We start from the raw sequence: 26,549 nt of genomic DNA, 5'->3' as shown, positions 1-26,549 counted from the left end.
CAGTCTATGCGGACGGATCGCCCGCCTCGGCCCCTTCGGCATCCGCGTCGCGCGATGCGGCGAGGCGCGCGCCGCCGGCGGCCCGCTGCGCCTCGCGGACGCGCTTGCGCAGGTTCTTGTCGGTGATCTCGCGATCGCCGACGGCGCCGGGGGTCCATGCCTCCACGTCCTCATCGCCGTAGCTGGGCTTCTTGGCGGCGCGGCGCTTCACGTCGGGCGGGATGGCGCCGGGGGCGAGACGACGTGCGGTGATGAGGAAGCCCGTGTGCGCGACCATGCGGTGATCGGGTCGCACCGCCAGGCCCTCGACATGCCAGCCGCGGACCATGGTCTCCGAGGACTCGGGCTCTGTGAACAGACCCGTGCCGCGCACGTACTCCGCGACGCGGGAGAGCTGCGTCGCCGTGGCGATGTAGCAGAGCACCACTCCGCCGGGAGCAAGAGCCTCGGCGACGGCATCGATGCACTCCCACGGCGCAAGCATGTCGAGCACCACGCGGTCGACCGTGCCCGGCTCGAACACGGCGCCGAGCTCCTGCTGAAGGTCGCCCACGACGATCCGCCAGGAGTCCGGGAGCTCACCCAGGAAGGTCTCGACGTTGGCGCTCGCCACCTCGGCGAAGTCGTCCCGGCGCTCGAACGAGACCAGTCGCCCCGTCGGCCCGATGGCACGCAGAAGCGAGAGCGAGAGCGCTCCGGACCCGACACCGGCCTCGACCACGGTCGCGCCGGGGAAGATGTCCGCCTGGGTGACGATCTGCGCAGCGTCCTTCGGGTACACGATCGCGGCACCGCGTGGCATCGACATCACGAAGTCCCGCAGCAGCGGGCGCAGCGCCAGGTAATCGTTGCCGGAGCTGTTCTCCACGACCGATCCGTCGGGGAGGCCGATCAGGTCGCGGTGCCGTAGTACGCCGTGGTGGGTGTGCAGCTCCCCGTCCGCGCGCAGCGTGATCGTGTGCATCCGCCCCTTGGGACCGGTCAGCTGCACGCGGTCGCCCTCGCGGAACGGCCCGCTCGGCCGCTGCGCGGTCACAGCGCGGCCTCCGCACGGAGCGAGCGGACGCGAGTGAACTCGGCGAGGAGATCGTCGACACTGCGGCCTGCGAGCGACTCCCAGATCGCGTCGGCCCCGAGTCCGTCCAGCTCGACGATGTGCGGGATGCCGATCGCCACCGCACGGGCGGACAGCGCCGCCTGCAGGCCGGTCGGCGAGTCCTCGAGCGCCACCGTGTCGGCGATGTCGACGCCGAGCGCGTCGGCGGCCCGCAGATACGGGTCGGGGAAGGGCTTGGGCCGCTCGACGTCGTCACCGCCCACGATCACATCGAAGGCATCGAAGCCGATGAGCGAGACGATGTCCTCGGCCATCCTCCGCAGCGACATGGTGACGAGCGCCGTCGGGATGCCCGCCGCGCGCAGCTCGCGCAGCAGCTCGCGTGCGCCCGGCCGGAAGGGCACGCCGTCCTGCTGCAGGCGCACGCGCACACGCTCAGTGAGTTCGTCGACGATCTCCTGAGCGCCCATCTTCACCCCGGCGCCCTGGAGGATGATCGCGCTGTCGATCAGGCCGTTGCCGACCAGCTGCAGCGCCTGCTCATGCGTCCAGGTGCCGCCGAAGGACTCGATGAGATCGGTCTCGGCGTCCATCCAGTACGGTTCGGTGTCGACAAGGGTTCCGTCCATGTCCCAGAGGACCGCGCGAGGGTGCTGATTCACTCCCCCATCGTACCGGCGGGCCGCGCCGCCGATGGTGGCGGGGACTAGCCTGGACGGAACACGCGGCGCAGGTCGCCGCAGGAAGGAACACCGTGCAGGTACTCGGAACCCGGATCGTCGTCGCCGCCTTCGACGGCTGGAACGACGCCGGCGAGGCCGCGTCGGCCGCCGCCGAGCAGATCGACGACGGCGGTTATGACGTCGTGCACGCGGCGGATCCGGAGCTGTACTTCGACTACCAGTGGGCCCGCCCGACGCTGGAACGCGACCAGGAGGGCAACCGCAGCCTGCGCTGGCCCTCGGCGCGGATGCTACGGCCCACCGGGAGCGCGGACGGTGCGGAGCCGCGACTCTGGCTGCTCACGGGCACCGAACCCGCCCGCGCGTGGCAGGCGTTCAGCGCGGAGTTCATCGACGCGGCGCTGAGCGAGGACGTCACCGGATTCGTGACCCTCGGCGCGATGCTCTCCGACGTGCCGCACACGAGGCCGATCTCGATCTTCGCGTCGAGCGAGAACGCCGAGGTCCGCGAGGCGCTCGGGATCGAGCGCTCGACCTATGAGGGCCCGATCGGCATCCTCTCAGCGCTCGAGCACGCCGCGGAGCAGGCCGGGATCCCCGCCCTGTCGCTGTGGGCCAACGTGCCGCATTACGTGCAGACCGGCGGTTCGTCCCCGAAGGCCACGCTGGCGCTGCTGGACCGGCTGCACGAGGTGACCGGGGTCGATGTGCCCCGGGGATCGCTGTCCACCGAGGCCGCCATGTGGGAGGCGACGATCGATGCGGCCGCCGCGGAGGACGAGGAGATGGCCGCCTACATCGCGCAGCTCGAGACGAAGCGCGACACCTGGGAGTCGCCCGACGCTTCCGGCGAGGCCATCGCGCAGGCCTTCGAGCGGTTCTTCCGCCGCAACGGCGAGGGCCCGGGCGAGCACAAGCGCTGACGAGCCGCACCCGCCTGGCCGCGTCGACGGGCTCAGGGAGCGATCCTGTGGCCGTTCAGGGCTTGATCACGCCGAGCGAGAGCAGGACGATGAGCACGATGCCGAGCAGGATCCGGTAGACCACGAACGGCAGGAAGCTGCGCTGGGAGATCCAGCGCATGAAGAACGCGATCACGCCCAGGCCCACGACGAAGGCGATGCCCGTCGCGGCGAGCGTCTCGCCGGCGGAGAACACGCTAGGCTCGCCGATGCTCTTCACCGCCTGGTAGACGCCGGATCCGAACACGGCGGGGATCGCGAGCAGGAACGCGTAGCGCGCGGCTGCCTCGCGCTCGTAGCCGAGCAGCAGCCCTGCCGTGATCGTGCCGCCGGACCGGGACACCCCGGGGATCAGCGCGAGGGACTGGGCGAGCCCGTACACGATGCCGTGTCCGAGAGTGAGGTCCTTGAGGGTGCGGCGCCGCGCGCCGATCGCGTCGGCGACACCGAGCAGCACGCCGAAGACGATCAGCATGATGGCGACCAGCCACAGCGAGCGGAACACGGTCTCGATCTGGTCCTTGAACACCAGCCCGAGCACCACGATCGGAATGCTGCCGATGATGATCAGCCAGCCCATCCGGGCGTCAGGGTCGTTGCGCGGGATGCGGCCGATCAGCGCCGACCACCAGCGCCCGACGATGCGCACAATGTCGCGCCAGAAGAACACCACGACCGCCGCCTCGGTGCCGATCTGCGTGATCGCGGTGAACGCCGCACCGGGATCCTGCGCGCTCGGCAGGAAGGCGCCGACGATCCGCAGATGTGCGCTGGAGGAGATCGGCAGGAACTCGGTGAGTCCCTGCACGATCCCCAGGAAGATGGCTTCGAGAAGGTGCATGGATCGCTTTCGCGTCGTGCGCAGGCTCGCGCGGGTCGGTGTGTGGTCGTGATCCGCAGCGGCGGTCAGTAGGTGCGCAAGAGGTCGGTCAGAACGCGCTGCCCGAAGACGAGGGAGTCGATCGGCACCCGCTCGTCCACGCCGTGGAACATGCCGGTGAAGTCCAGGTCGGCCGGCAGCCTGAGCGGCGCGAAGCCGTAGCCCGTGATGCCGAGGAAGGCGAGCGCCTTGTTGTCGGTGCCGGCGCCGAGCAGGTACGGGATGACCGGGACACCCGGATCGTGCCGCTCGAGCGCCGCCACCATGGCATCGACGAGTGGACCGGCGAACGGGGTCTCCATGCCGATGTCCTGCACGACCATCTCCAGCTCGATGTCGTCGCCGACGAGCGCACGCAGCTGCGCGAGCACGTCTTCCTCCTGCCCCGGGATCACTCGCACATCGACGAGCGCCTCGGCGCGCTCGGGGATCACGTTGTGCTTGTAGCCGGCCTGCAGCACCGTGGGGTTCGTGGTCGTGCGCAGTGTGGAGCGCAGGAACGCCTCCGCGGGGCCCGCCGTCGCGGCGAGGGCATCGGGATCGTCCACAGGAACGCCGGTCAGGGCGCTCATGCGATCGAGGAATTCGCGGGTCGTGTCGGTGAGCTGGATCGGCCACGCCGTACGTCCGATCGTGGCCACGGCCTCGGCGAGCTTCGTCACGGCGTTGTCGGGGTGGAAGCGGCTGCCGTGCCCGGCCCTGCCCTTCGCGATGAGGCGGATCCACATCAGCGCCTTCTCGCCGACCTGCAGCAGGTAGGCGCGCTGGTCACCGACGGGGATCGAGTATCCGCCGACCTCGCTGATCGCTTCGGTCGCACCGGCGAACCATTCCGGACGGTTCTGCACCACGAGGGCAGAGCCTTCGACGCCGCCGTTCTCCTCATCGGCGAAGAACGCCAGGATGAGGTCACGCTCGGGCTGCTCCCCCGCCCGCAGGATCTCAGCCACCGACGTCAGGATCATGGCGTTCATGTTCTTCATGTCGACGGCGCCGCGTCCCCAGAGCATGCCGTCCCGCACGACGCCGGCGAACGGATCCACACTCCAGTCGCCGGCCATCGCCGGCACGACGTCGAGATGTCCGTGCACGACGAGCGCCGGCTTGTCCCGGTTCCGACCCTCCACCCGCGCCATGACGTTGGTGCGCCGCGGGATGGGCTCGTAGTACTCCGGCTGCAGGCCGAGCGACTCCAGGTACGCCCCGACGTACTCCGCAGCCTCGCGTTCGCCCTTCGCGTCGCCACCGCCGAAGTTGGATGTGTCGAAGCGGATGAGCTCTGCGGCGATCCGCGCGACCTCGGGAAGTTCGGCATCCGGCTGGGGCATGGCACCAGGCTATCGAACCCGCGCGACGCGCCCGACGCGCACCCTGGTTCGAGCAGCCCCCCGGATCGTGCTAATCTCGATCTTCGGTTGGGAACAGCCGAAAACACCAGCGCGGGTGGCGGAATAGGTAGACGCGCTAGCTTGAGGTGCTAGTGCCCGAATAGGGCGTGGGGGTTCAAGTCCCCCCTCGCGCACGCTGGTAGGAAGGCCCCGGGTCCGAAAGGATCCGGGGCCTTCTTCGTCTGCGGATCGGCGGTCAGAGCGGAGCCTCGCCGGGATCGGGCCGTTCGGACGCGATGACGCCTATTCCTGTGGCGCGATGGCTCGGCTCCGGTTCATCGTGCTCGTCGTTCGGCGCCTTCGGCTCTTCGTCGACGTCCTTCTCCGTGCTCGGCTTGCGCATCTCCGCGGCGGTCGGTTCATCGGATCGATCGCCTGCATCCGATTCCTGGGAGGTGCGGCTCGGCGTCTGGTCCTGCACACCCTCACGTTCGGCGTTCAACTCGTCGTGCGAGTTGCCCTGGTCACTCATCGCATGCTCCTTTCGTCTGCGCCCAGGATGCGCGCGCAGACGCAGCATGACCAGCGGGTTGACAACAGGGCGCCGTAGCGGGCGGACGATACGCAGCCGGCCGCGTCGCGGAGGGTTCAGCCCATGCTGACGTTGAAGAGCAGACCCAGCACGTAGGTGACCGCGGCCGCGCCGAAGCCGATCGCCAGCTGGCGCAGGCCGCGACGCAGGGGCGGGCCGCCGGACAGAACACCCACGGTCGCGCCGGTGCCGAGCAGAGCGACGCCGACCAGGGCGAGGGCCACGAGCACCGCGGGAGTGCCCTGCATGCCGAAGATCCAGGGCAGCACCGGCACGATCGCACCGGAGGCGAACAATAGGAAGCTCGAGATCGCAGCAGGCCAGGCGTTGCCGATGATCTCATGCTCGTCGCCGTCGCCGGTCGGCACGCGCAACGGCCCGGTGGCGCGCTGCGCCATGCCCGCCTTGGCCGCGCTCACGACCCGGCGGGCGCGCTGCAGCGACTCGTCGGCGTCCATGCCTCTGGCGCGGTACACCAGGGCGAGCTCGTTCTCATCGAGGTCGAGGTCGCTCGCGGTGGCGTCCCCGTGCCCGTTCTCCTCCGTCGCCTCCAGCAGTTCGCGCTGCGAGCGCACGGACACGAACTCGCCCGCGCCCATCGAGAGTGCTCCGGCGAGCAGGCCCGCGAAGCCGCTGAACAGCACGAATCCGCTGCTCACGCCCGTGGCGCCGATGCCGAGCACGAGCGCGAGGTTGCTCACCAGGCCATCGTTCGCACCGAACACCGCGGCCCGGAACGAACCGGAGAGCTGGCGCCGGCCGCGTGCGGCGAGACCGCGGACCACCTCGAAGTGCACCTTCTCGTCGGCGCGCATCGCCGGAGTGGCGTACACCTCGGAGTCGTACGGAGATCGCGCCTCGGCACTCTGCGCGAGGGCCAGCACGAAGATCGATCCGAAGCGGCCTGCCATCCAGCCGAGGATGTGGGCGCGCAGGCCGGGGCGCGGCAGACGTTGCGGCTCCCCGCCCAGCAGCTCGAGCCAGTGCGCCTCGTGGCGTCCCTCGGCCGCGGCCAGTTCGAGCAGGATCTCGCGCTCCTCGCCGTCGCGACGCTGAGCGAGCTGCTGATAGACGTGCGCCTCCGCGCGCTCCTCCACGAGATAGCGCGCCCAGCGGCGGCGATCGGCCGCAGTGGGCTCGGCAGGGGCAGTGGCGGGGCTGTTCATGAGGTCCTTCACGAGTCGGGCAACCGCTCCACGCTATCGATCCGAAGCCGCGGATTCCGCGCCAGGACGGGGATTGACAGCATTTCGGGGATCCGAACCCTTCGACAGGCTCAGGGGCCGATTCCGGGCGCGTCCTTCCGGACGGTTCAGCGGCCGGCCGGCTCAGGAGCGCACGCGGCGCCGGAGCAGATCGATCCGAGACTGCAGCTGGGTCACGGTGGCCTGCGCGACCGCGGGACCGCCGCACAGCCGGCGCAGCTCGGCGTGCACGGCACCGTGCGGATCGCCGGTCTGGCGCGCATAGACGCCGACGAGGCTGTTCAGCAGCTGCCTCTGTTCACGCAGTGTGCGATGCAGCGGCTCCGGCAGCGTCGTGGTCGGTGCGGGAGTGACGGCCTCGCGCGCTTCCCGCAACCGCGACTGCCGGGACTGACGCTGCATGAGCAATTCGTGCACGTGCTCGGGCTCGAGCAGACCGGGGATCCCGATGAACTCCTCCTCCTCGGGCGTGCCGGGCTCGGCGAGCTGGCCGAACTCCTTGCCGTCGAAGACGACGCGGTCGAAGTGCGCGAGCGAGGAGATCGCCTGATAGCTGAACTCCTGGGTGAGTGCGTCGGAGGCTTCGTCCTCGCGGTTCGCGCTCTCCAGCAGCGAGTCCTCGAGGCCGTCGTCGTCCTTCGACTGCCTGTCCAGCGCGTGGTCCCGCTGCCTCTCGAGCTCGTTCGCGAGCTTCATGAGGACGGGGACGTTGGGCAGGAACACGCTCGCGGCCTCGCCGCGACGGCGGGCGCGCACGAAGCGGCCGATCGCCTGCGCGAAGAACAGCGGGGTCGATGACGACGTGGCGTAGACGCCGACGGCGAGCCGGGGCACGTCGACGCCTTCGGACACCATGCGCACCGCGACCATCCAGCGGTCGCCCGACGCGCTGAACTTCTCGATCCGCTCCGACGCGGTCGCATCGTCGCTCAGGACCACGGTGGGGCGCTGCCCTGTCAGCGAGTGCAGGATCTTTGCGTACGCGCGGGCGACGGTCTGATCGGTCGCCAGTACAAGACCGCCCGCGTCGGGGACGTGATGGCGGATCTCGGTGAGCCGGCGGTCGGCGGCCGAGAGCACGGCAGGCATCCACTCCCCCTCCGGGTCCAGCGCCGTACGCCAGGCCTGGGAGGTGACGTCCTTGGTGTTGTCCTGACCGAGGTGCGCCTCGAGCTCGTCGCCCGCGCTCGTGCGCCAGCGCATCTTGCCCGCGTACATGTGGAACAGCACGGGACGCACCACGCCGTCCTGCAGCGCTCGCCCGTACCCGTACGCGTAGTCGGTGCTGGAGATCCGCGCACCCGACTCGTCGGGGAGGTACTCGACGAACGGGATCGGGGCGGTGTCGCTGCGGAACGGAGTGCCGCTCAGGAGCAGGCGCCGCTTCGCCGGCCCATAGGCGTCGCGGATGGCGTCGCCCCAGCTGAGCGCGTCGCCGCCGTGGTGCACCTCGTCGAGGATGACGAGCGTGCGCGCGTCCTCCGTGAGGTGCTTGTGCACCGACGACTTCGCCGCGACCTGCGCATAGGTCACGACGACGCCGTGGTACTGCCGGGAGGGCGCCCAATGGCTGTTGCGGAAACGCGGATCCAGCCGGATGTGCACGCGCGCGGCGGCGTCCGCCCACTGCGTCTTGAGGTGCTCCGTGGGCGCGACCACGATCACGCGGTCGATCTCGTTCGTGCGCAGCAGTTCGACGGCGAGCGTGAGCGCGAACGTGGTCTTGCCGGCGCCCGGTGTCGCGGCGACGAGGAAGTCCCGGCGCTCGGGAACGCGGAAGTACTCCTCCAGGGCCTCGCGCTGCCACGCCCTCAGCCTGTCGGCGGTACCCCAAGGGGCGCGCTGAGGGAAGGACGGGGAGAGCATGGGATTCCACGATAGACGAGGCCGGAGACATCCCGGACCATGAGCGAACCTCGCCCGCGGTGTCCGCCCCGATGCCGCCGCGCGCGGGTAGTCTCGGATGCTGTGCCGCGCCGCGCAGGCGCCCGCGAGGAGGAGACGATCATGTCCGGTCACGAACCGCGCACCCCGTACATCCCCAACGAGACGCCGCATCCGTGGCACCGCTACGTGGCGATCGGCGACTCGTTCACCGAGGGCATCGGAGACCCCGATCCGGCCGTCCCCGGAGGCCATCGAGGCTGGGCCGATCGCGTGGCCGAGGTGCTCGGGGCGCAGAGCGAGGACTTCGCGTACGCCAACCTGGCCGTGCGCGGCAAGCTCATCGGGCAGATCAGCGACGAGCAGATCGCCCCGGCGATCGCACTGAACCCCGACCTGATCACAGTGTGCGCCGGAGGCAACGACGTCATCCGCCCCGGAACGGATCCCGACGAGATCGCGGCGCTGCTGGACGACATGGTCACGCGTCTGGATCGCACCGGCGCCGCGATCGTGCTGTTCACCGGCATCGACACGAACTTCACCCCGGTGTTCCGCCCGTTCCGCGGCAAGGTCGCGATCTACAACGAGAACGTGCGGGCGATCGCGGAACGGCACGACTGCATCGTCGCCGATCAGTGGGGTCTGAAGTCCATCCAGGATCCGCGCTTCTTCGCCGACGACCGGCTGCACATGAACCCGCTCGGCCACCACGAGGTCGCCCGCATGGTGCTGCGCGCCTTGAACGTGCCCAGCGATCTGCAGGAGATGGTCGCCGACCCGTTCCCCACACGCACGTGGCGCGAGGCACGCAATGAGGACCTGGTCTGGGCGCGCACGCACCTGGTGCCGTGGGTGCTGCGGCGTCTGCGCCACCAGTCGTCCGGGGACAGCATCGAGGCCAAGCGCCCCGAGCCGATGCCGGTGGTGCTGCCGCACGACGAGTGAGTCGTCCCACATGGCATGAGCCGGCCGCGTGCGCGCGACGCGAGCGGCCGTTCAGTCGCGCGGCGCGTGCTGCAGTGCCCAGAGCGCGACGGCCGCAGTGGAGGCGACGTTGAGCGAGTCCACCCCGCCCGACATGGGGATCGTCACCACCGAGTCCGCGACCTCCAGCGCCTGGGCGGTCAGGCCGGGGCCCTCGGATCCGAATGCCAGAGCCACGCGTTCCGGGCGCTGCGCGGCGTAGGCCTCGAGTGTCTCGGCGTCGTCCCGGAGCGCGAGCGCGGCGAGCCGGATCCCCTCGCTCCGCAGGATCGGCGCCAGTTCATCCCAGCCATCGAAACGCGTCCACGGCACCTGGAACACCGTGCCCGTGCTGACCTTCACACTGCGGCGGTACAGCGGATCGGCGCAGCGCACGGAGACCAGCACCGCGTCGGCGCCGAGCGCCGCGGCCGCGCGGAAGGCGGATCCGACGTTCTGATGCTCGATGAGATCTTCCAGCACCAGGATCGTGCGGGCTCCGCGCACGACATCGGCGAGGGCCGGGAGCGCGGGCCGGTGCATGGCCGCCAGCGCCCCGCGGTGCACCGGGTACCCGGCCACCGCCTCGACCACCGTGTCCGGGCAGATGTAGACCTCGACTTCGGCGTCGCCGCTGAAGAGCGAGCGAAGGCCGCGCAACCAGCGCTCCTGCGTCAGGATGGAGCGAGGGCGGTGTCCCGCGCGCACGGCGCGCTCGATGACCTTGAGCGATTCGGCGATGTACAGACCGTTGTCGACATCGCCGCGAATGCGCAGCGCGGTGTCGGTGAGCCCGCGGTAGTCGTCCAGGCGAGGATCTGCGGGGTCGTCGATGCGGGTCTCGTGCACGGATCCACTCTTGCAGGTCGCTCGGACGGATGAGCCCCGCGGCCGCCCGGGGACCGTACCGATGACGCAGCGGGCGTCCATGATCGCGCCCGTAGACTCGAGCGGGGAGGCCGGATGAACAGCAGCATGTCGTCGTTGCACGCGCAGCTCGAGCCCGTCGCGGAACTGCTCGCCGGCCGTCGCATCGCCTTCCTCACAGGGGCCGGGCTCTCCACCGACTCGGGCATCCCCGCATACCGCGGAGCCGGATCGACACCGCGGCGTGCGCCCATGACTGTGCAGACTTTCCTCGGTTCACAGGACGCGCAGCGCCGGTACTGGCTGGGCGGACATCTCGGCTGGCGCTCGTTCGGCACCGCCGCGGCGAATCCCGGCCACCGTGCCATCGCCGGGCTCGAGAAGGCCGACCGCGCGGCCGGCGTCATCACGCAGAACGTGGACGGCCTCCACCTCGCCGCCGGATCCGCGCGCGTCGTCGAGCTGCACGGCACCATGCGCGCGGTGCTCTGCCTGCACTGCGGGCAGAGCTTCTCCCGCGACGCCGTGGCAGCGCAGATCGAGGCGCGCAACGCCTGGCTCGACGTTCCGGACGAGGTGCTGCTCGGGCCCGACGGCGACGTCCGCCCCGAGACCACCGAGGGCTTCGTCCTGCCGATCTGCACGGTCTGCGCAGGGCCGCTGAAGCCCGACGTCGTCTTCTTCGGCGAGTTCATCCCGGCCCAGCGGTTCGCCACTGCAGAGGCGCTGCTGCGCTCGGGCGACGCGCTGATCGTCGCCGGATCCTCGCTGGTCGTGAACTCCGGGATCCGCATCATCGAGCGCGCCCGCCGCCGCAGTCTTCCCATCGTCATCGTCAATCTCGAGCCCACCCGGGCCGACGCCTGGGCCTCCGCGACCATCGCGGCGTCCACGAGCGTCGTCCTCCCGGCCCTTCAGGAGCTGCTCTCATGACCCTCATCACCCTGATCCGACACGGCGAGACGGACTGGAACCTCGAGGGCCGGATCCAGGGATCCACCGACATCCCTCTGAACGACACCGGGCGCGCCCAGGCGCGAGCCGCCGCCGCGCGACTCGCCGGCGCCTCTTTCGATCACATCTATGCGAGCCCGCTCGGCCGGGCGCGGGAGACCGCGGAGATCATCGCCCACGAGCTCGGGCTCCCGGCGCCGCTGATCACCGTGGGAATGCGCGAGCACGAGTTCGGTGAGGCGGAGGGCCTGCTCTGGGACCAGTACCGGGAGCGGTTCGGAGCGCGTCGCGACGAGGTGCCCGGTGCCGAGACTGCACAGCAGCTGACGGAGCGCGCACTCGCATCGCTCGCCCGGATCGATCTGGCGGCGCGGCGCCGCTCGGCACCACGAGTCGAGTCGGTGCTGGTGTGCACCCACGGCGGCGTGATCCGGGCCCTGCTCGAGCATGCCTCGGGTGGCACGCTCCCGGCGCCCGGCGAACGACTGGGGAACGCCTCCGTGCACCGCTTCGCGATGGACGGCGGCGGGTTGCGGCTGCTCGACACGGCCACCGTCTGAACGTCGATCCCGTGGGGCGGCGACCCGGTCGGGAACGAGGTCGGGCGTAGGATCGAAGACGCCGCCGATCCCGAGGAGAGCCGTGAATCCCGCCCCTGCACCGACCTGGCGGATGTGGCTGATCTGGATCGTGGGCGTGTCGGCCTACGTGCTGTCGATCACGAACCGCACGTCCCTGTCCGCCGTTGGAGTGGACGCCGCGCACCTGTTCCAGGCCGACGCATCGACGCTGTCGCTCTTCGCGGTGCTCCAGCTCGCGGTGTACGGGCTCATGCAGATCCCCGTGGGTCTGCTGCTGGACCGTTTCGGATCCCGGCCGATCATGGTCGCCGGCATGCTGCTCATGGCCGTCGGCCAGCTCGTGATGGCGTTCGCGCCGAACGTCGGGGTCGCGATCGTCGCGCGCATGATCCTCGGCGCCGGCGACGCCGCGATCTTCCCCGGCGTGCTGCGCCTCGTCGCGATCTGGTTCCCCGCGCAGCGCGGCCCGCTGATGGCCCAACTGACCGGGATCGTCGGCCAGCTCGGTCAGCTCGTCGCGCTGCTCCCCCTGCCCGTCCTGCTGCACTCCACCACGTGGTCCGTCACGTTCGGCTCTCTCGCGGGGCTCGGCGTGCTGTTCACGGTCCTCGTGTTCGCCCTGATCCGCAACCGCCCGCCTGAGCTGACCGAGGACGTCTCGGTCAACACCGACACCGGCGCGATTCGCGTCGTCACCTCTCAGGCGGATCTGCGCGTCTCCCTGCGTGAGGCGCTCGCGCATCCCGGGACCCGACTCGGATTCTGGACCCATTTCACGACGCCGTTCGCCGGCACGGCCTTCATGATGCTGTGGGGCATCCCGTTCCTCACGAGCGGCGAGGGCCTCTCGATCGGCGCAGCCTCGCTCGTGACGACGGTCTACGTGTTCTTCGGGATCCTGTTCGGTCCTGTCCTCGGGACGCTGTCGGCGCGCCATCCGACGAGCAGATCGCTCATGCTCGTGCTGCCGACGATCGCCCTCCAGGTGCTCGTCTGGCTCGGCGTGATCCTGTGGCCGGGCACCGCGCCGCTGTGGCTGCTCATCCTGCTGGCCATCGCGCTGGCCACCGGCGGCCCGGCCTCGATGGTCGCGTTCGACCACGCGCGCACGCACAACCCCCAGCATCGGCTGAGCACCGCCACCGGAGTGGTCAACGGCGGTGGCTTCCTCGCCGCGCTCATCGCGATCTTCCTGATCGGCCTGGCGCTCGACCTGCAGGGCGCGGGCACGCCTGCCACCTACTCGCTCGACGCGTTCCGCTGGGCGTTCCTCACCCAGGTCCCGCTCTGGGTGCTCGGCACGGTCTTCATCGTGCGGGAGCGGCGCCTGACCCGGCGGGTGCTCGGGCTGGACCGCCCCCGGAACCGCTGACCGCGCGGCCCAGGACCGCGCGGTCAGGCACGTTCAGCCCAGCAGCATCGCCCGACCGGGCTCCTGCAGCACGTCGGCGACGGCCCTCAGGAACTGCGCCCCCTCGGCCCCGTCCACGATCCGGTGGTCGAAGGACAGGCTGAGCGTCATGACGTCGCGCAGCGCGATCTCGCCTTTGTGCTCCCACGGCATGCGCCGCACTGCGCCGAGCGCGAGGATCCCGGTCTGCCCCGGCGGCAGGATCGGGGTGCCGGCATCGATCCCGAACACGCCGATGTTGGTGAGCGAGAACGTGCCGCCGACCAGATCGGTCGGCGGGGTCTTGCCGCTCCGCGCCGTGCGGGTCAGCTCGGCGACCGCCGCCGCGAGTTCACCGAGCGGCATCCGTTCGGCATCGCGGATGATGGGCACGATCAACCCGCGCTCGGTGGCGGCGGCGATGCCGAGGTCCACGAAATGCTGCTGCACGATCTCGCCCGCCTCGCCGTCCCACCGCGAGTTCAGCCCGGGATAGGACGCGAGCGCGAGGCAGACGGCTTTCGCGACCACGGTGAGCACTCCGATGCGCGATGCGTCCGGCGCGGCGCTCGCCCGCAGCGAGGCGATCAGTTCGGTCGTCGCGGTGACGTCGACCGTGTGGAACGTGGTCACGTGCGGTGCGGTGAACGCGCTCTGCACCATCGCCTCGGCGGTGTGCTTGCGCACGCCCCTGATCGGGATGCGGGTGGTCGCCCGTTCCCCCCGGGCGGCGCGGGCGGGCGCTGCGGTCGGCGCCGGAGCTGCAGTCGTCTCGGCGGGCGCGCCTGCGCCGCGCTGCCCGACGCGCTCACGGTAGGCGTCCACGTCGGCGCGGGTGATCACCCGGTCGCCGAGCTCGGCGGAGACGAGCACGAGGTCCACGCCCAGGCTCTTCGCGTAGGCCCGCACCGGCGGCGTCGAGCGCGGACGCTCCCCGCGCACGGGCGGCGCGGGGACGACCACGATGTCATCGTGCGGTGCGGCGACGCGCACGTCGACGTCGGAGGCGACCGTGGTCGTCGCGGACGCGGATCCGGCGGCGGCCCGGCGGGCACGACGCTGCGACCGACCGTTCGACGGCGCGGCACCGTAGCCGACGAGGTTCGGCCCTGAGCCCTCCTCGACCTCGGCGGACGCCGAAGCCTTGGGGGCTGTGGCAGCCTGACCTTCGATCTCGAAGCCCACCAGCGGGGCGCCGACCGGAACGACGTCGCCGGCGGCGGCGTGCAGCGACGTGATCACGCCGGCGTGCGGTGAGGGCAGTTCGACGATGGCCTTCGCCGTCTCCACCTCGGCGAGAGTCTGGTTCAGGGTGACCGTGTCGCCCTCGGCGACCAGCCACTGCACGATCTCCGCCTCGGTGAGGCCCTCACCGAGGTCGGGGAGGAGGAACTCCTGCTTCATCGGTCGACCCCTTCCAGCAGCTGCTCGTCGTCGCAGACCCGATCGACCGCGTCGAGGATCCGGTCGAGGTCGGGGAGGTGGAACTTCTCCAGCTTCGCGGGCGGATAGGGGATGTCGTGGCCCGTGACGCGCAACGGAGCCGCCTCGAGCCAGGTGAAGCACTTCTCCGTGATGCTGGCGATGACCTCGGCAGCGACCCCCGCCTCGCGCGCGGCCTCGTGCACGACCACGACGCGACCGGTGCGGCGCACCGAGGCGCACACCGTGGCGTAGTCGACCGGCGACAGCGAGCGCAGATCGATCACCTCGAGCGACCGTCCCTCCGCCTCGGCGGCCTCCGCCGCATCGAGCGCGGTGCGCACCATCGCGCCGTACGTCACGACGGTGACGTCGGTACCGGCGCGCACCACTCGGGCGAGCCCCATCGGTGCCGCGTCCGCAAGTGGGGTCTCCAGGTCCACCTCGCCCTTGGCGTGGTAGAGCCGCTTGGGCTCGAAGAAGATGACCGGGTCGTCGCTGGCGATGGCCTGGCGCAGGCACGTGTACGCGTCCTGAGGATTCGACACGGCGACCACGCGGAGTCCTGCGGTGTGCACGAAGTACGCCTCGGGCGACTCGGAATGGTGCTCGGCCGCGCCGATGCCGCCGCCCCAGGGGATCCGGATCGTGATCGGCATCGGGACGGTGCCCTGCGTGCGGTAATGCAGCTTCGCGACCTGGGACACGATCTGGTCGAAGGCGGGATACACGAATCCGTCGAACTGGATCTCGACGACCGGGCGGTAGCCACGCATGGCGAGGCCGACCGCAGTGCCGACGATTCCGGACTCCGCCAGCGGAGTGTCGATCACCCGCTCCGCGCCGAACTCGTCCAGCAGCCCGTCCGTGATGCGGAAGACTCCGCCGAGCTTGCCTATGTCCTCGCCGAGCAGCACGACCTTCGGATCTGCCGCCAGCGACTGCCGGAGGGCGGCGCCGAGCGCCTTGCCCATCGTCATCTGCGCCATGTCACACCTCCGCGAGAGTCGCGAGGTAGCGCTCGTAGTCGGCGCGCTCCTCGGCGATGCCGGTGTGCGGTTCCGCGTACACCCCGTCGAACACGGCGAGCGGTTCGCGCGTCGTGAGGCTGAGGCAGGCCGCCCGCATCTGCATGGCGGCCTCATCGGCCTCCGCCGCGAAGCCCGCGGTGATCTCGTCGGTGAGCGCACCCTCGGCGCGCAGCAGGGCCTCCACACGCGCCAGCGGATCCTTGCCGCGCCAGTACTCGAGCTCGGCCGGGTCCCGATAGCGGGTCGGGTCGTCAGCCGTGGTGTGCGGACCCATACGGTATGTGACCAGCTCCAGGAACGCCGGGGTTCCGCCACGGGCCTGCTCGAGAGCCCAGCGGGTCGCGGCGAACACCGCGAGCACGTCGTTGCCGTCCACGCGCATGCTGGGGATGCCGAAGCCGGGGGCGCGTCCGGCGATCGGATGCTGCGACTGCACGGCGACCGGCTCGGAGATCGCCCAGTGGTTGTTCTGGCAGATGAAGACGACCGGGGCGCGGTAGGAGGACGCGAAGACCATGGCCTCGTTGACGTCGCCCTGGCTGGTGGCGCCGTCGCCGAAGTACGTGACCGCGACCTGGTCGGAGCCGTCGTGCAGGATGCCGAGCGCGTAGCCGACCGCGTGCAGGGTCTGCGCGCCGATGATGATCTGCAGCGGAGCCATGTGCATCACGGCGGGGTCGTAGGCGGCGCCTTCCTCACCGCGCCACATCCGCACGTAGTCGCCGGGTTGCGCCCCGCGCGCCAGCATCACGCCGGTCTCGCGGTAGCTCGGGAACACCACGTCGTCGTTCTTAAGGGCGCGGGCGGAGCCGATCTGCGCGGCTTCCTGGCCCTGACACGGGGCCCACAGGCCGAGCTGTCCCTGACGCTGCAGCGCGACGCCCTCGGAATCGAGGCGGCGCAGCACGATCATGTCGCGCAGCAGCGACAGCAGCTGTGCGGAGCTGATGTCGGCCACGTACGGGGTCAGACGCGTGTCATTGCGGCGACGGCCGTGGGCGTCGATGAGGCCGGCCGGTTCGTCCAGGCCGATGCCGGTGACGGTGATCGGATCAAGGTGGGTTGACATCTTCGTCCTCCTCAGTGGATCCGCCCTCGTGAGAAGGATCCGGTGCGTCTTCGCTTTGCCTTGAGAGTACGTCCGCTTGACACGTCGCTCAAGCATTCCCGCAGGTCCTGAGCATGTTGCCAAATCAACGCCCTGAGCAGGGTGCTAGCCTTTGGCAACATGGCAACCCTCGATCGCACCGATCTCGACATCCTCGAGATGCTCTCGGCCGACCCTCGCACCACCGTGGTCGCAATGGCCGAGAAGCTCCGGCTCTCCCGCAACACGATCCAGGCTCGGATGGCCCGCCTCGACCAGACCGGCGTGTTCCTCCCCTACGAGCGCGCCTTCTCCCCCGCCGTGATCGGCTACCCGTTGCAGGCGTTCGTAAGCATCGGCGTCCGTCAGACCGAGCTGCCGCGGATCATCGCGGAGCTCGCGCGCGTGCCGGAGGTCGTGCAGGCGCACGGGCTGAGCGGCTCGATCGATCTGCTCGCCCTGGTCGCGTGCCGCGACGCCCGCCATCTCTTCGACACCGACGCCCGCATCCTCTCGATCGACGGCGTCGAGCGGACCGAGACCTCGCTCGCGATGGGCGAGGTCATCCCGTTCCGCGTCGGTGGTCTTATGGGGCTGGCACGGCGAGAGGCCGGAGGAAGCGTCTGATCGCTCCCGCCGCCTCGGCCGGCGTCTCGTAGTGGATCAGGTGCCCGACGTGTGCGATCTCGACGAGCTCGGCGTCGGGGAACAGCGTCGCCAGGCGCCGCTCCGCCTCGATCGGCGTGATGTCGTCGCGTTGCGCCGCGATCAGCAGCGTCGGGACGGCGATGTGCGGCGCGAACTCCCGGACATCGTGCGAGACACTCGTGCGGAACGCCTGACTCAGGACCTCGCGGTCAGCGAACCGTGAGAAGTACGTGTCGTGCTGGTCGTGCACGAACCGGCGCAGTTCGGGATCCCGGGTCTTCGCCATGGCGATGCTCATGCCCCGCACGATGATCCTGTTGCGCAGGAGCTCGGTGCCGATGCCCTCGGGCAGCCGCGCACCGAGCGCATAGTAGAGGATCGCGAGACGCGTGAGCACGGCCTTCGGACCCTCCAGTGCCGGCGCGCCGATCGGGTTGACCAGGATCAGCCGCGGGGTCTCCAGCCCGCCGGCGACAGCGGCAGAGGCCACGATCGAACCGAACGAATGCCCGAGGATCACGGCTCCGGGAGCCACCTCCGCGGCGAAGTCGATGAGCCACTGCGCGTACGCATCGATGTCGTGCACGCGGCCGGGCAGCGGCGCGGTCTCACCGAACCCCGGCAGATCAGGCATGATCACGCGGATCCCGGCGGCGAAGCCTGCCCCACCGGCACCGTGCAGGTGCGCGACAACGGGCTCCAGCCCGTGGTGCTCGCCACGGAAGCCGTGCACTGCCAGCACGGTGACCTCGGCGTCGTCGGGGCCGTAGCTCCAATACGCCGTACGCCCGCCGAGGACCTCGGCCTCCTGCCGGTGCACCGCGATGCGATCCAGACGCGCAGCATAGGGCGAGGGTGCGGGCATGCATCGAGTCTACGGGCGGGATCGGCATCGCCTGAGCGCACTGCCGCGTGCCGGAACGGCGATGTCCGAGCCGCACCCTACGGTGGCGTCATGACCGCTTCGACGCCCCTTCCGCCCTGGTTGACCCGCGTCGGAGTGTTCGACCTGGAGACCACCGGGATCGACGTCACCCGGGATCGCATCGTCACCGCGCACGTCGGTGTGCTCGACCACCACGGCGCAGAGATCGCGGCCCGCACCTGGCTGGCAGACCCTGGGATCCCCATCCCCGCCGGTGCCACGGCGATCCACGGCATCACGTCCGAACGCGCGTACCGCGACGGTTCCCCTGCTGCGCAGGTCGTCGCCGGGGTCGTGGCCGCACTGCGGTCGCTGCTCGATCAGGGCGTCCCGGTCGTGGCGTACAACGCGGCCTTCGATTTCTCCCTGCTCGCTCATGAGGCGCGTCGGCACCGGATCTCGCCACTGGAGAACCCCTCCCCGGTGATCGACCCATTGATCATCGACAAGACCTACGACCGGTACCGGCCGGGCAAGCGGACCCTGGAGATCGTGGCCGCGCACTACGGCGTCGATCTGACCGGCGCGCACGACGCCTCGGCCGACGCCGTCGCGGCAGGGCGGGTCGCGCAGGCACTCGCGCAGCGCTTCCCCCTGCCGGAGAGCGCAGGCGAGCTGCACACCCGGCAGATCGGCTGGGCACGTGCGCAGGCCGCGAGCCTGACCGACTACTTCGTGCGGATAGGCCGGATCGAGCCCACCGAACGCGTCGACGGCCGCTGGCCCGTCCGCGACGACGATTCCTCCCGCCGTCACGCCCCCGCGGGATCCTTCTGACGCTGCCGCTCGATCGCGAAGAACCCGGCGCCATACCGCCCCCACGGTCCGGGTCGTAAAATGGAGGGTTACCCGATGGAGGGAGACGCGATCGCCATGACGACCGACACCGAGCGCATCGAGATGCTCGAACACGAGATCGAGAGGATGCAGACGGTCATCGACTTCCTGCACATGACGTTCGCTCAGGAGCCGAAGCGCAAGAATCGCTTCCGACGCGTGATCCGGCACGCAGAGGGCAAGATCGACGGCATCCGCTTCGCCCTCGAGACGATCCGCTCGACGGCGCCCGCCGTCGACGGCCCGGGCGCCGCATAGACAACGGAAAGCCCCCGCCTCGATCGAGGACGGGGGCCTTCGCAGAGGCGATTACTTGGAGGAACCGCCGAAGTTCTTGAAGCGCTGGTTGAACTTCTCGACACGTCCGGCCGAGTCCATGATGCGCTGCTTGCCCGTGTAGAACGGGTGCGAGGCCGAGGAGATCTCGACGTCGATGACGGGGTACTCCACGCCGTCCAGCTCGATCGTCTTGTCGCTCGTGACCGTCGAACGGGTCAGGAAGGTGTCGCCCGAGCCGAGGTCACGGAACACGACGGCCTGGTACGTGGGGTGGATGTCAGTCTTCATGGGATTCCTTACGTGGTGCCCTGGATTGTGCCAGGGGCGAGGGAAGTCTGTGGCGCAATGAGCACCAAGGATCGATTCTAACAGATCACGCGGCGCGCGCCGCGTACCGCCCGTCGGCCCGGTCCAGCGAGATGGACATGCCGAAGGCCTCGCTCAGCGCTTCTGCGGTGAGGGTCTGCTCGATCGGCCCCGCCGCGACGATCGCGCCGTCGCGCAGCAGCAGCACGTGCGTGAACCCGACGGGGATCTCCTCGACGTGATGGGTCACCATCACCATCGCCGGCGTCGTGGGCGACTGCGCGAATCCGCCGAGCAACGCGAGCAGCTCCTCGCGTGCGCCGAGGTCGAGGCTCGCGCTGGGCTCGTCCAGCAGCAGCAGTTCCGGGTCGGTCATCACGGCTCGGGCGATCTGCACGCGCTTCTGCTCGCCGTCGCTGAGCGTGCCGAAGTGACGTTCGGCGAGGTGCTCCAGGTGCCATTGCTCGAGCACCCGCATCGCACGGCGCTCGTCGATCGACTCGTACGACTCGTTCCACCGCCCCATCACGGAGTACGCCGCCGTCATGACGGTGTTCAGCACGGTCTCATCGGCAGGGATCCGGCGGGCCATCGCCGAAGAGGCGAAACCGATCCGCGGACGGATCTCGAAGACGTCGGCCCGCCCGAGAGTCTCCCCCAGGATGTCCACCCGGCCCTGCGTCGGGTGCATCAGCGTGTCTGCGAGCTGCAGGAGCGTCGTCTTGCCCGCGCCGTTCGGCCCCAGCACGACCCAGCGCTGGTCGTCCTCGACGGTCCAGGAGAGATGATCGACGATGTTGCGTCCGTCGCGGCGCACCACGACGTCCGAGAATTCGAGGACGGCAGACATGCCCTCAGCCTATCGGTCGGGCCGTGAGCTCCTCGTAGAGCGCCGTCGTCGTGTCGGCGATCGCAGCCCAGCTGAACTCCTCCGCCGCACGGCGCCGACCCGCCTCGCCATATGCCCGAGCCTGCTCCGGATCCGAGACGACCTCGGTCAGCACGGCGGCAAGATCCGACACGTAGCGGTCCGGATCCACGGGCGTCCCGGTGCCGTCCTGCACCTGCTCGATCGGCACCAGCCGTCCTGTCACGCCGTCGACGACCACCTCGGGTATGCCTCCTGTCGCAGTGCCCACGACCGCAGCGCCGCAGGCCATCGCCTCGAGGTTCACGATGCCCAGCGGCTCGTACACCGATGGGCAGACGAACGTCGTGGCGGCAGTGAGGATGGCGGACAGCTCGTGACGCGGAAGGAACTCCTCGATCCAGACCACTCCGGTCCGGGTCGCGGTGAGCTCGGCCACCAGACCGCGCACCTCATCCAGGATCTCCGGGGTGTCCGGTGCTCCCGCGCAGAGCACGAGCTGCACCTCAGGGGGCAGCTTCTCGGCGGCGCGGAGGAAATACGGCAGGCCCTTCTGCCGAGTGATGCGTCCGACGAAGACGACGGACGGCCGCGACGGGTCGATCCCGTGCTTCGCGAGAACCGCGGGATCGTCGACCGGCTGCCAGGCGTCGACGTCGATGCCGTTGTAGATCACGTGCACCTTCGCCGGGTCCACCTGCGGGTACGCGCGCAGGATGTCGTTGCGCATGCCTCCGCTCACCGCGATGATCGCAGCCGCGTTCTCGTATGCGAGCCGTTCGATGCCGCTCGAGACGGCATAGCCGCCGCCGAGCTGTTCGGCCTTCCATGGACGCAGCGGTTCCAGGCTGTGCGCGGTGAGCACATGAGGGATGCCGTGCAGTTGCGAGGCGATGTGCCCGGCGAAGTTCGCGTACCAGGTGTGGCTGTGCACCACGTCGGCCCCGGCGATGTCCGGCACCATGTCGAGATCCGTGCCGAGCGTCTGCAGTGCGGCGTTCGCATCGGCGAGTTCGGCAGGAGTCCGATAAGCCGTAACCCCCTGTTCATCCCTGTCCGCACCGAACGCCCTGACCCGTACGTCGACGCTCCCGCGCAGCGCTTTCACCAGTTCTGCGGCGTGCACGCCGGCCCCTCCGTAGATCTCGGGCGGGTACTCCTTGGTGATGATGTCGACGCGCATGTCCTGAAGGTAGTACATCGCAGCGACGGGGCTCTATGGTGGACGCATGTCGGCACCAAAGAAGGTTTTCGGGATCATCCTCGCCGGCGGCGAGGGCAAGCGACTCATGCCTCTGACGGCGGATCGGGCCAAGCCCGCCGTGCCGTTCGGCGGGCAGTACCGGCTGATCGACTTCGCGATCTCCAACCTGATCAACTCGGGACTGCGGCAGATCGTGGTGCTCACCCAGTACAAATCGCACAGCCTGGATCGGCATATCTCGCAGACGTGGCGGATGTCCGCGCTGCTCGACTCCTATGTCGCCTCGGTGCCCGCTCAGCAGCGTCTCGGCAAGCGCTGGTTCTCCGGTTCCGCCGACGCGATCCTGCAGAGCCTGAACCTGATCCTGGATGAGAAGCCGGACATCGTGGTCGTGATCGGCGCCGATCACGTCTACCGCATGGACTTCACCCAGATGATCGAGGCGCACATCGCCTCCGGCGCACGCGCCACGGTCGCCGGCATCCGTCAACCGCTCGCACTCGCCTCGCAGTTCGGCGTCATCGACGTCGCGGGCGATGACTCCGGCCGCATCAACGAATTCCTGGAGAAGCCCTCCGATCCGACCGGGCTGCCGGACTCGCCGCACGAGGTGCTGGCCTCGATGGGCAACTACGTGTTCGACGCCGACGCTCTCATCGAGGCCGTCGAGGCCGACGGCGAGCTCGCAGGGTCCGACCATGACATGGGCGGCGACATCATCCCGTACTTCGTGAACCGCGGCGAGGCCGGGTTCTACGACATGAAGCAGAACGAGGTTCCCGGTTCCTCCCCGCGCGATCGCTCCTACTGGCGGGATGTGGGCACGATCGAGTCGTTCTTCGACGCGCACATGGATCTCATCTCGACGCTGCCGATCTTCAACCTCTACAACATGGAGTGGCCGATCCACTCCCAGGCGGTGAACTCGCCGCCGGCGAAGTTCGTGCGGGACTCCGTGGGACGGATCGGAAACGCGATCGACTCCATCGTCTCGCTCGGATCCGTGCTCTCCGGCACACACCTGGAGCGCAGCGTGGTCGGCCCCTGGACCCTCGCCGCTGGCGGATCGACCATCACCGACTCCGTGCTCTTCGACGGGGTGAGGGTGGGCCAGGGCGCGCGCGTGCACCGGGCGATCCTGGACAAGAACGTGGTGCTGCTGGACGGTGCGACCGTGGGCGTCGATCGTGAGCGCGATCTCGAGCGCGGCTTCACGATCACGGAGACCGGGCTCACAGTGGTGGGCAAGGGGCAGCGCATCGAGCGCTGACCACTCCCCTGCCGTGATCGTCACAGCGGCGGAGACGGCCGACCCCGGCCGCTACGCTCGTCGAGTGACCTCCGCGCGCTTCCTCGTCGTCCTCGATGCCGATTCCACGCTGATCCGCAACGAGGTGATCGAGCTCCTCGCGGACGAGGCCGGGCGCCGCGCCGAGGTGCAGGCCGCAACCGAGGCCGCCATGCGCGGGGAGGTCGACTTCGCAACGAGTCTGCGCTCGCGCGTGGACGCGCTGGCGGGAGTCCCCACAGCGGCGTTCGAGCGTGTGCGGAGCCGCATCCAGCCCACCCCTGGCGTGCGCGAGCTCATCGCAGCGGTGCACGAGCGCGGCGGCGTGGTCGGCGTGGTCTCGGGCGGTTTCCACGAGATCCTCGACGCCGTCGCGCCCGCACTCGGCGTGGACCGGTGGCGCGCCAACCGTCTCGAAGTCCGCGGCGACGCCCTGACCGGACGGGTCGACGGAGACATCGTGGACGCCGCGGCCAAGGCGGCCTCATTGCGGGAATGGGCCGCCGAGCTGGGCGTCGCGCCGCACGCCACGATCGCGATCGGTGACGGAGCGAACGATCTGCAGATGATGGCCGCGGCCGGGCTCGGTCTGGCCTTCAACGCCAAGCCCGCCGTCCGCGCCGCGGCCTCGCTCGTGGTGGGCCCTGTCGACCTGTCCGAGGTCATCCCGCTGCTCCCCTGATCGCACACCTGTGTCGCCAGACCGGACGGCGCCGGGTCTGGCGCTTTGTCGGTGGGCCTGCTTAGCGTGGATCCATGGACATCCTCCTCGTTCCCGGCCTGTGGCTCGACGCCGACTCGTGGGCACCCGTGCTCGAACCGCTTCGCGGCGCCGGTCATACTCCGCGCCCGCTGACCATGCCCGGAGCCGGCGTCCCTGCGCCGGAATCGTCCGGCATCCGCATGAGCGACTGGGTCGACACGGTGGTCGCCGCGATCGACGAATCCGCGGGCGATGTGGTGCTCGTCGGCCATTCCGGAGGCGGCAACGTCATCTGGGGCGCCGTCGACGCCCGGCCCGATCGCGTGCGTCGCGCCGTGTTCGTCGACACCGTCCCGCCTCCGCCCGGCAGCGGCATCAGCGAGTTCCCCGTCGTCGACGGAGTGATCCCGTTCCCGGGCTGGGACTTCTTCGACGCCGATGACGTCGCCGACCTCGATGCCCGGGCGCGGGCGGCGGCTGCCGAGACCGCGCAGAGCGTGCCGGCACAGGTGCCGACGGATCCGATCGCGCTCACGGATCCGCGTCGCTACGACGTGCCTGTGACGCTGCTCATGGGATCGCTCACTCAGCCCGAACTCGAGGGATACCTCGAGCAGTGGGGTTCGTACGGCGACGAATACCGCAGCATCCGCAACGCCGAGGTCGTGCGGATCGGATCCGGCCACTGGCCGCAGTATTCGGCGCCGGAGCGGCTCGCAGAGCTCCTGGTCGCGGCTGTGCACTGACAGCAGCGATCCCCGCCGGCTCGGCCCGTCAGGACTGCTTCAGTGCCCCATGCCGAGGCCGCCGTCGACCGGGATCACGGCGCCGGAGATGTATGCGGCGTCATCGGAGGCGAGCCAGGTGACCACACCGGCCACCTCGTCGGCCGAGGCGAAGCGGCCCGCAGGGATGCTGGCCTTGTACTGCTTCTGCGTGTCCTCGGGCAGCTCGGCGGTCATGTCGGTCTCGATGAATCCGGGCGCGACGACGTTCGCGGTGATCCCGCGGGCGCCGAGCTCGCGGGTGAGGGAGCGCGCGAAGCCGACCAGCCCGCTCTTCGACGCGGCGTAGTTGATCTGCCCCGCCGAGCCGTAGAGCCCGACCACGCTGGAGATGAGGATCACCCGACCGAACCGCGCCTTGAGCATCCCCTTCGACGCGCGCTTCACGACGCGGAACGATCCGCCCAGGTTCGTCGAGACGACGCTGTCGAAGTCGTCCTCACTCATCCGCAGCAGCAGCGTGTCCTTCGTGATGCCCGCGTTCGCGACGACGATCTCCACGGGGCCGAGCTTCTGCTCGACCTCCGTGAACGCCGCGTCCACGGCCGCCGCGTCGGTGACGTCGGCGCGCACGGTCAGTGTGCCTTCGGGACCTTCGCCGCTGCGCGCGGTGACGGCGACGCGGTAGCCGTCACGCACGAAGCGCTCGGCGATCGCGCGACCGATGCCGCGGTTTCCGCCGGTGACGAGGACGACGCGATCAGTGCTCATGCGGGCTCCCAAGAATCGAGGTGTACGGCACGCAAGCCTATCGAGCGGAAGTGGCGGCAGGAATTGACAGAGCCCTGACGGCACGCGAATCTGTGAGGTGACCAGTCTCTGTGATCGACCGCGAGGAGCAGCATGAGCAACGACAACGGCGGCATCCCGCCCCAGGGCCAGCAGCCCCCCGCCTATCCCGGCGCGCCGGTGCCCCCGCAGCAGCCCGCCTACCCGGCCGCCGCCCCGCAGGCTCCGGTGCCGCCGGCGCCGGGCTACCCGGCCTCGGCCCCGCAGCAGCCGGCCTACCCCGCGCCGCAGCAGTCGACTGCGCCGTCTTATCCGGGTGCCGCCCCCGCGTCCCCCGGATACCCCGCGCCGTCGTATGCGCAGCCGTACGGCCAGCCGTACGCTGCGCCGCTGAAGTCGAACGGCCTTGCGATCACGGCTCTCATCTGCGGCATCGCGGGCGTACTCCTGTGCTGGCTCGCCTACATCGTGATCCCCTTCCTCGCATCGCTCACCGCGATCATCACGGGCCACATGGCTCTGGGGAGGATCAAGCGTGATTCGGCGCTCGGCGGCAAGGCTCTCGCGATCACCGGCCTCGTGCTCGGCTACGTCGGCGCGGTCCTCAACCTGATCATCGGCGTGGGCTTCCTCCTGCTGATCATCTACGGCATCTCGCAGGGCAGCAGCAGCTACTGATCCGCCGCCCCCGGCATCCCGCCCGGTCGCGGCGGCGTAGGCTGGAGTCATCGTGAGAAGGACTCCAGACGCCGCCGTGACCTCCCTCCCGCGCGCACCGCGTGACGAGGCGAGGAATCGTGTGCGCCACTACGTGATCACGATGTCGATCCGCATGATCTGCTTCGTGCTGATGTTCGTGGTGCAGCCGATGGGCTGGTGGACCTGGGCGTTCGGCATCGCCGCCGCCGTGCTGCCGTACATCGCGGTCGTCTTCGCCAATGCCGGCGACGACTCCGTACCCACCGGCGTCGAATCGCCGCGCATCGAGATCGAGGCCCCTGCCGAGGAGCGGCCCTCCGCGTCGCAGGAGCCCTCGGTGATCACGATCTCCGAGACCGTCGCGCATCCCGCCGAGCCGCGCTCGTGAA

At 69.9% G+C, this 26,549-nt stretch carries 29 protein-coding genes and 1 tRNA gene; 14 read left to right on the top strand and 16 right to left on the bottom strand.

Annotation, left to right across the window (positions count from 1 at the left end; all coding sequences use genetic code 11):
• Positions 1-4: 4 nt before the first annotated feature.
• Together AC1DCT_RS02075 and AC1DCT_RS02070 are read right to left on the bottom strand one after the other, a co-directional pair.
• Positions 5-1,036 (bottom strand): tRNA (adenine-N1)-methyltransferase, encoded by a 1,032-nt coding sequence (locus AC1DCT_RS02075; protein WP_477427198.1) that lies wholly within the window; start codon positions 1,034-1,036, stop codon positions 5-7.
• Positions 1,033-1,719 (bottom strand): HAD family hydrolase, encoded by a 687-nt coding sequence (locus tag AC1DCT_RS02070; RefSeq protein ID WP_441975878.1) that lies wholly within the window; start codon positions 1,717-1,719, stop codon positions 1,033-1,035. The genes AC1DCT_RS02075 and AC1DCT_RS02070 overlap by 4 nt, the downstream gene beginning before the upstream one ends.
• Positions 1,720-1,811: 92 nt before the next feature.
• On the opposite strand from AC1DCT_RS02070, the gene AC1DCT_RS02065 reads away from it, so the two are divergent.
• Entirely contained in the window at positions 1,812-2,663 is an 852-nt protein-coding gene (locus tag AC1DCT_RS02065; RefSeq protein ID WP_477229127.1) for a PAC2 family protein, read from the top strand.
• A gap of 55 nt (positions 2,664-2,718) precedes the next feature.
• Here AC1DCT_RS02065 and AC1DCT_RS02060 read toward each other — a convergent pair whose 3' ends face one another.
• The gene (locus tag AC1DCT_RS02060) at positions 2,719-3,543 is read right to left on the bottom strand and encodes an undecaprenyl-diphosphate phosphatase (protein WP_477229128.1); all 825 of its coding nucleotides are present in this window, start codon (positions 3,541-3,543) and stop codon (positions 2,719-2,721) included.
• Positions 3,544-3,608: 65 nt separating this feature from the next.
• Positions 3,609-4,910 carry a M20/M25/M40 family metallo-hydrolase gene (locus tag AC1DCT_RS02055; protein ID WP_441975875.1) on the bottom strand — a complete coding sequence of 434 codons (1,302 nt, stop codon included), beginning with the start codon at positions 4,908-4,910 and terminating at the stop codon, positions 3,609-3,611.
• Positions 4,911-5,019: 109 nt separating this feature from the next.
• Here AC1DCT_RS02055 and AC1DCT_RS02050 point away from each other — a divergent pair.
• Positions 5,020-5,104: transfer RNA gene (locus AC1DCT_RS02050), tRNA-Leu, on the top strand.
• 62 nt (positions 5,105-5,166) lie between these two features.
• Here the strand turns inward: AC1DCT_RS02050 and AC1DCT_RS02045 are convergent.
• The 3 genes from AC1DCT_RS02045 to AC1DCT_RS02035 all read right to left on the bottom strand — a co-directional run bounded on the left by AC1DCT_RS02045 (position 5,167) and on the right by AC1DCT_RS02035 (position 8,573).
• Entirely contained in the window at positions 5,167-5,442 is a 276-nt protein-coding gene (locus tag AC1DCT_RS02045) for a hypothetical protein (protein WP_477427196.1), read from the bottom strand.
• A gap of 116 nt (positions 5,443-5,558) precedes the next feature.
• A complete protein-coding gene (locus AC1DCT_RS02040; RefSeq protein WP_477427194.1) occupies positions 5,559-6,668 on the bottom strand; it encodes a VIT1/CCC1 transporter family protein in 1,110 nt (369 codons plus the stop codon).
• 162 nt (positions 6,669-6,830) lie between these two features.
• Positions 6,831-8,573, bottom strand: coding sequence for a DEAD/DEAH box helicase (locus AC1DCT_RS02035; RefSeq protein WP_477229131.1), 1,743 nt, complete (start codon positions 8,571-8,573; stop codon positions 6,831-6,833).
• 141 nt (positions 8,574-8,714) lie between these two features.
• On the opposite strand from AC1DCT_RS02035, the gene AC1DCT_RS02030 reads away from it, so the two are divergent.
• Positions 8,715-9,539, top strand: a complete 825-nt coding sequence (locus tag AC1DCT_RS02030) for an SGNH/GDSL hydrolase family protein (protein ID WP_441975872.1) — start codon at positions 8,715-8,717, stop codon at positions 9,537-9,539.
• A gap of 51 nt (positions 9,540-9,590) precedes the next feature.
• Here the strand turns inward: AC1DCT_RS02030 and AC1DCT_RS02025 are convergent, their stop codons facing one another.
• On the bottom strand, positions 9,591-10,406 hold the full coding sequence (locus AC1DCT_RS02025; protein WP_441975871.1) for a TrmH family RNA methyltransferase: 816 nt from the start codon (positions 10,404-10,406) through the stop codon (positions 9,591-9,593).
• Positions 10,407-10,520: 114 nt separating this feature from the next.
• Between AC1DCT_RS02025 and AC1DCT_RS02020 the strand changes: the two genes are divergently transcribed.
• From AC1DCT_RS02020 to AC1DCT_RS02010, 3 genes are all read left to right on the top strand, one after another.
• Complete coding sequence (locus tag AC1DCT_RS02020) at positions 10,521-11,357, top strand: Sir2 family NAD-dependent protein deacetylase (protein ID WP_441975870.1); 837 nt, start codon at positions 10,521-10,523, stop codon at positions 11,355-11,357.
• Complete coding sequence (locus AC1DCT_RS02015) at positions 11,354-11,938, top strand: histidine phosphatase family protein (RefSeq protein ID WP_440731709.1); 585 nt, start codon at positions 11,354-11,356, stop codon at positions 11,936-11,938. Before AC1DCT_RS02020 ends, AC1DCT_RS02015 begins: the two co-directional genes overlap by 4 nt.
• 112 nt (positions 11,939-12,050) lie before the next feature.
• Positions 12,051-13,331, top strand: coding sequence for an MFS transporter (locus AC1DCT_RS02010; RefSeq protein ID WP_440732426.1), 1,281 nt, complete (start codon positions 12,051-12,053; stop codon positions 13,329-13,331).
• 33 nt (positions 13,332-13,364) lie between these two features.
• Here the strand turns inward: AC1DCT_RS02010 and AC1DCT_RS02005 are convergent, their stop codons facing one another.
• Genes AC1DCT_RS02005 through AC1DCT_RS01995 form a run of 3 tightly spaced genes read right to left on the bottom strand, consistent with a single transcriptional unit; the run spans position 13,365 to position 16,871 of the window.
• Positions 13,365-14,753, bottom strand: coding sequence for a dihydrolipoamide acetyltransferase family protein (locus tag AC1DCT_RS02005; protein WP_477427192.1), 1,389 nt, complete (start codon positions 14,751-14,753; stop codon positions 13,365-13,367).
• Positions 14,750-15,760, bottom strand: coding sequence for an alpha-ketoacid dehydrogenase subunit beta (locus AC1DCT_RS02000; RefSeq protein ID WP_477427190.1), 1,011 nt, complete (start codon positions 15,758-15,760; stop codon positions 14,750-14,752). Before AC1DCT_RS02000 ends, AC1DCT_RS02005 begins: the two co-directional genes overlap by 4 nt.
• A gap of 1 nt (position 15,761) precedes the next feature.
• Entirely contained in the window at positions 15,762-16,871 is a 1,110-nt protein-coding gene (locus tag AC1DCT_RS01995) for a thiamine pyrophosphate-dependent enzyme (RefSeq protein ID WP_477427188.1), read from the bottom strand.
• Positions 16,872-17,030: 159 nt separating this feature from the next.
• Here AC1DCT_RS01995 and AC1DCT_RS01990 point away from each other — a divergent pair, with 159 nt between their 5' ends.
• Positions 17,031-17,516, top strand: coding sequence for an Lrp/AsnC family transcriptional regulator (locus AC1DCT_RS01990; protein ID WP_440731705.1), 486 nt, complete (start codon positions 17,031-17,033; stop codon positions 17,514-17,516).
• Here the strand turns inward: AC1DCT_RS01990 and AC1DCT_RS01985 are convergent.
• Positions 17,476-18,402, bottom strand: a complete 927-nt coding sequence (locus tag AC1DCT_RS01985) for an alpha/beta fold hydrolase (protein WP_477427186.1) — start codon at positions 18,400-18,402, stop codon at positions 17,476-17,478. The two genes, AC1DCT_RS01990 and AC1DCT_RS01985, sit on opposite strands and share 41 nt — an antisense overlap.
• A 90-nt stretch (positions 18,403-18,492) precedes the next feature.
• Here AC1DCT_RS01985 and AC1DCT_RS01980 point away from each other — a divergent pair, with 90 nt between their 5' ends.
• Together AC1DCT_RS01980 and AC1DCT_RS01975 are read left to right on the top strand one after the other, a co-directional pair.
• Positions 18,493-19,239: an exonuclease domain-containing protein gene (locus tag AC1DCT_RS01980; protein WP_441975864.1), complete on the top strand. Its 747-nt coding sequence runs from the start codon at positions 18,493-18,495 to the stop codon at positions 19,237-19,239.
• Between the two features lie 96 nt (positions 19,240-19,335).
• On the top strand, positions 19,336-19,557 hold the full coding sequence (locus tag AC1DCT_RS01975; RefSeq protein WP_441975863.1) for a hypothetical protein: 222 nt from the start codon (positions 19,336-19,338) through the stop codon (positions 19,555-19,557).
• 51 nt (positions 19,558-19,608) lie between these two features.
• On the opposite strand, the gene AC1DCT_RS01970 is transcribed toward AC1DCT_RS01975, so the two are convergent.
• From AC1DCT_RS01970 to glgA, 3 genes are all read right to left on the bottom strand, one after another.
• A complete protein-coding gene (locus AC1DCT_RS01970; RefSeq protein ID WP_233309421.1) occupies positions 19,609-19,866 on the bottom strand; it encodes a type B 50S ribosomal protein L31 in 258 nt (85 codons plus the stop codon).
• Positions 19,867-19,951: 85 nt separating this feature from the next.
• Positions 19,952-20,734, bottom strand: coding sequence for an ABC transporter ATP-binding protein (locus AC1DCT_RS01965; RefSeq protein ID WP_477229135.1), 783 nt, complete (start codon positions 20,732-20,734; stop codon positions 19,952-19,954).
• A 4-nt stretch (positions 20,735-20,738) separates the two neighbouring features.
• Positions 20,739-21,935 (bottom strand): glycogen synthase, encoded by a 1,197-nt coding sequence (gene glgA, locus AC1DCT_RS01960; protein WP_441975861.1) that lies wholly within the window; start codon positions 21,933-21,935, stop codon positions 20,739-20,741.
• A 46-nt stretch (positions 21,936-21,981) separates the two neighbouring features.
• Between glgA and AC1DCT_RS01955 the strand changes: the two genes are divergently transcribed.
• The 3 genes from AC1DCT_RS01955 to AC1DCT_RS01945 all read left to right on the top strand — a co-directional run bounded on the left by AC1DCT_RS01955 (position 21,982) and on the right by AC1DCT_RS01945 (position 24,693).
• Positions 21,982-23,226, top strand: coding sequence for a glucose-1-phosphate adenylyltransferase (locus AC1DCT_RS01955; protein WP_440731699.1), 1,245 nt, complete (start codon positions 21,982-21,984; stop codon positions 23,224-23,226).
• A 64-nt stretch (positions 23,227-23,290) separates the two neighbouring features.
• Positions 23,291-23,926, top strand: coding sequence for a phosphoserine phosphatase SerB (gene serB, locus AC1DCT_RS01950; RefSeq protein WP_441975860.1), 636 nt, complete (start codon positions 23,291-23,293; stop codon positions 23,924-23,926).
• Between the two features lie 74 nt (positions 23,927-24,000).
• Positions 24,001-24,693, top strand: coding sequence for an alpha/beta fold hydrolase (locus AC1DCT_RS01945; protein WP_477427184.1), 693 nt, complete (start codon positions 24,001-24,003; stop codon positions 24,691-24,693).
• Between the two features lie 39 nt (positions 24,694-24,732).
• Here the strand turns inward: AC1DCT_RS01945 and fabG are convergent, their stop codons facing one another.
• A complete protein-coding gene (gene fabG / locus AC1DCT_RS01940) occupies positions 24,733-25,443 on the bottom strand; it encodes a 3-oxoacyl-ACP reductase FabG (protein ID WP_440731696.1) in 711 nt (236 codons plus the stop codon).
• A 132-nt stretch (positions 25,444-25,575) separates the two neighbouring features.
• On the opposite strand from fabG, the gene AC1DCT_RS01935 reads away from it, so the two are divergent.
• Positions 25,576-26,139 carry a DUF4190 domain-containing protein gene (locus tag AC1DCT_RS01935; RefSeq protein WP_477427182.1) on the top strand — a complete coding sequence of 188 codons (564 nt, stop codon included), beginning with the start codon at positions 25,576-25,578 and terminating at the stop codon, positions 26,137-26,139.
• Positions 26,140-26,215: 76 nt separating this feature from the next.
• Entirely contained in the window at positions 26,216-26,548 is a 333-nt protein-coding gene (locus tag AC1DCT_RS01930; protein ID WP_440731694.1) for a DUF3099 domain-containing protein, read from the top strand.
• Position 26,549 lies beyond the last annotated feature (1 nt).

The sequence above is a fragment of the Microbacterium sp. 10L49 genome (genome assembly GCF_056395125.1).
This window is presented reverse-complemented; position numbering and strand designations above follow the sequence as displayed.

What these genes read in the sequence shown, in the direction of transcription:
- AC1DCT_RS02060 (WP_477229128.1), bottom strand. Translation starts at nt 3,543, where the DNA reads ATGCACCTTCTCGAAGCCATCTTCCTGGGGATCGTGCAGGGACTCACC.
- AC1DCT_RS02055 (WP_441975875.1), bottom strand. Translation starts at nt 4,910, where the DNA reads ATGCCCCAGCCGGATGCCGAACTTCCCGAGGTCGCGCGGATCGCCGCA.
- AC1DCT_RS02045 (WP_477427196.1), bottom strand. Translation starts at nt 5,442, where the DNA reads ATGAGTGACCAGGGCAACTCGCACGACGAGTTGAACGCCGAACGTGAG.
- AC1DCT_RS02040 (WP_477427194.1), bottom strand. Translation starts at nt 6,668, where the DNA reads ATGAACAGCCCCGCCACTGCCCCTGCCGAGCCCACTGCGGCCGATCGC.
- AC1DCT_RS02035 (WP_477229131.1), bottom strand. Translation starts at nt 8,573, where the DNA reads ATGCTCTCCCCGTCCTTCCCTCAGCGCGCCCCTTGGGGTACCGCCGAC.
- AC1DCT_RS02030 (WP_441975872.1), top strand. Translation starts at nt 8,715, where the DNA reads ATGTCCGGTCACGAACCGCGCACCCCGTACATCCCCAACGAGACGCCG.
- AC1DCT_RS02020 (WP_441975870.1), top strand. Translation starts at nt 10,521, where the DNA reads ATGAACAGCAGCATGTCGTCGTTGCACGCGCAGCTCGAGCCCGTCGCG.
- AC1DCT_RS02015 (WP_440731709.1), top strand. Translation starts at nt 11,354, where the DNA reads ATGACCCTCATCACCCTGATCCGACACGGCGAGACGGACTGGAACCTC.
- AC1DCT_RS02010 (WP_440732426.1), top strand. Translation starts at nt 12,051, where the DNA reads ATGTGGCTGATCTGGATCGTGGGCGTGTCGGCCTACGTGCTGTCGATC.
- AC1DCT_RS02005 (WP_477427192.1), bottom strand. Translation starts at nt 14,753, where the DNA reads ATGAAGCAGGAGTTCCTCCTCCCCGACCTCGGTGAGGGCCTCACCGAG.
- AC1DCT_RS02000 (WP_477427190.1), bottom strand. Translation starts at nt 15,760, where the DNA reads ATGGCGCAGATGACGATGGGCAAGGCGCTCGGCGCCGCCCTCCGGCAG.
- AC1DCT_RS01995 (WP_477427188.1), bottom strand. Translation starts at nt 16,871, where the DNA reads ATGTCAACCCACCTTGATCCGATCACCGTCACCGGCATCGGCCTGGAC.
- AC1DCT_RS01990 (WP_440731705.1), top strand. Translation starts at nt 17,031, where the DNA reads ATGGCAACCCTCGATCGCACCGATCTCGACATCCTCGAGATGCTCTCG.
- AC1DCT_RS01985 (WP_477427186.1), bottom strand. Translation starts at nt 18,402, where the DNA reads ATGCCCGCACCCTCGCCCTATGCTGCGCGTCTGGATCGCATCGCGGTG.
- AC1DCT_RS01980 (WP_441975864.1), top strand. Translation starts at nt 18,493, where the DNA reads ATGACCGCTTCGACGCCCCTTCCGCCCTGGTTGACCCGCGTCGGAGTG.
- AC1DCT_RS01975 (WP_441975863.1), top strand. Translation starts at nt 19,336, where the DNA reads ATGACGACCGACACCGAGCGCATCGAGATGCTCGAACACGAGATCGAG.
- AC1DCT_RS01970 (WP_233309421.1), bottom strand. Translation starts at nt 19,866, where the DNA reads ATGAAGACTGACATCCACCCCACGTACCAGGCCGTCGTGTTCCGTGAC.
- AC1DCT_RS01965 (WP_477229135.1), bottom strand. Translation starts at nt 20,734, where the DNA reads ATGTCTGCCGTCCTCGAATTCTCGGACGTCGTGGTGCGCCGCGACGGA.
- glgA (WP_441975861.1), bottom strand. Translation starts at nt 21,935, where the DNA reads ATGCGCGTCGACATCATCACCAAGGAGTACCCGCCCGAGATCTACGGA.
- AC1DCT_RS01955 (WP_440731699.1), top strand. Translation starts at nt 21,982, where the DNA reads ATGTCGGCACCAAAGAAGGTTTTCGGGATCATCCTCGCCGGCGGCGAG.
- AC1DCT_RS01945 (WP_477427184.1), top strand. Translation starts at nt 24,001, where the DNA reads ATGGACATCCTCCTCGTTCCCGGCCTGTGGCTCGACGCCGACTCGTGG.
- fabG (WP_440731696.1), bottom strand. Translation starts at nt 25,443, where the DNA reads ATGAGCACTGATCGCGTCGTCCTCGTCACCGGCGGAAACCGCGGCATC.
- AC1DCT_RS01935 (WP_477427182.1), top strand. Translation starts at nt 25,576, where the DNA reads ATGAGCAACGACAACGGCGGCATCCCGCCCCAGGGCCAGCAGCCCCCC.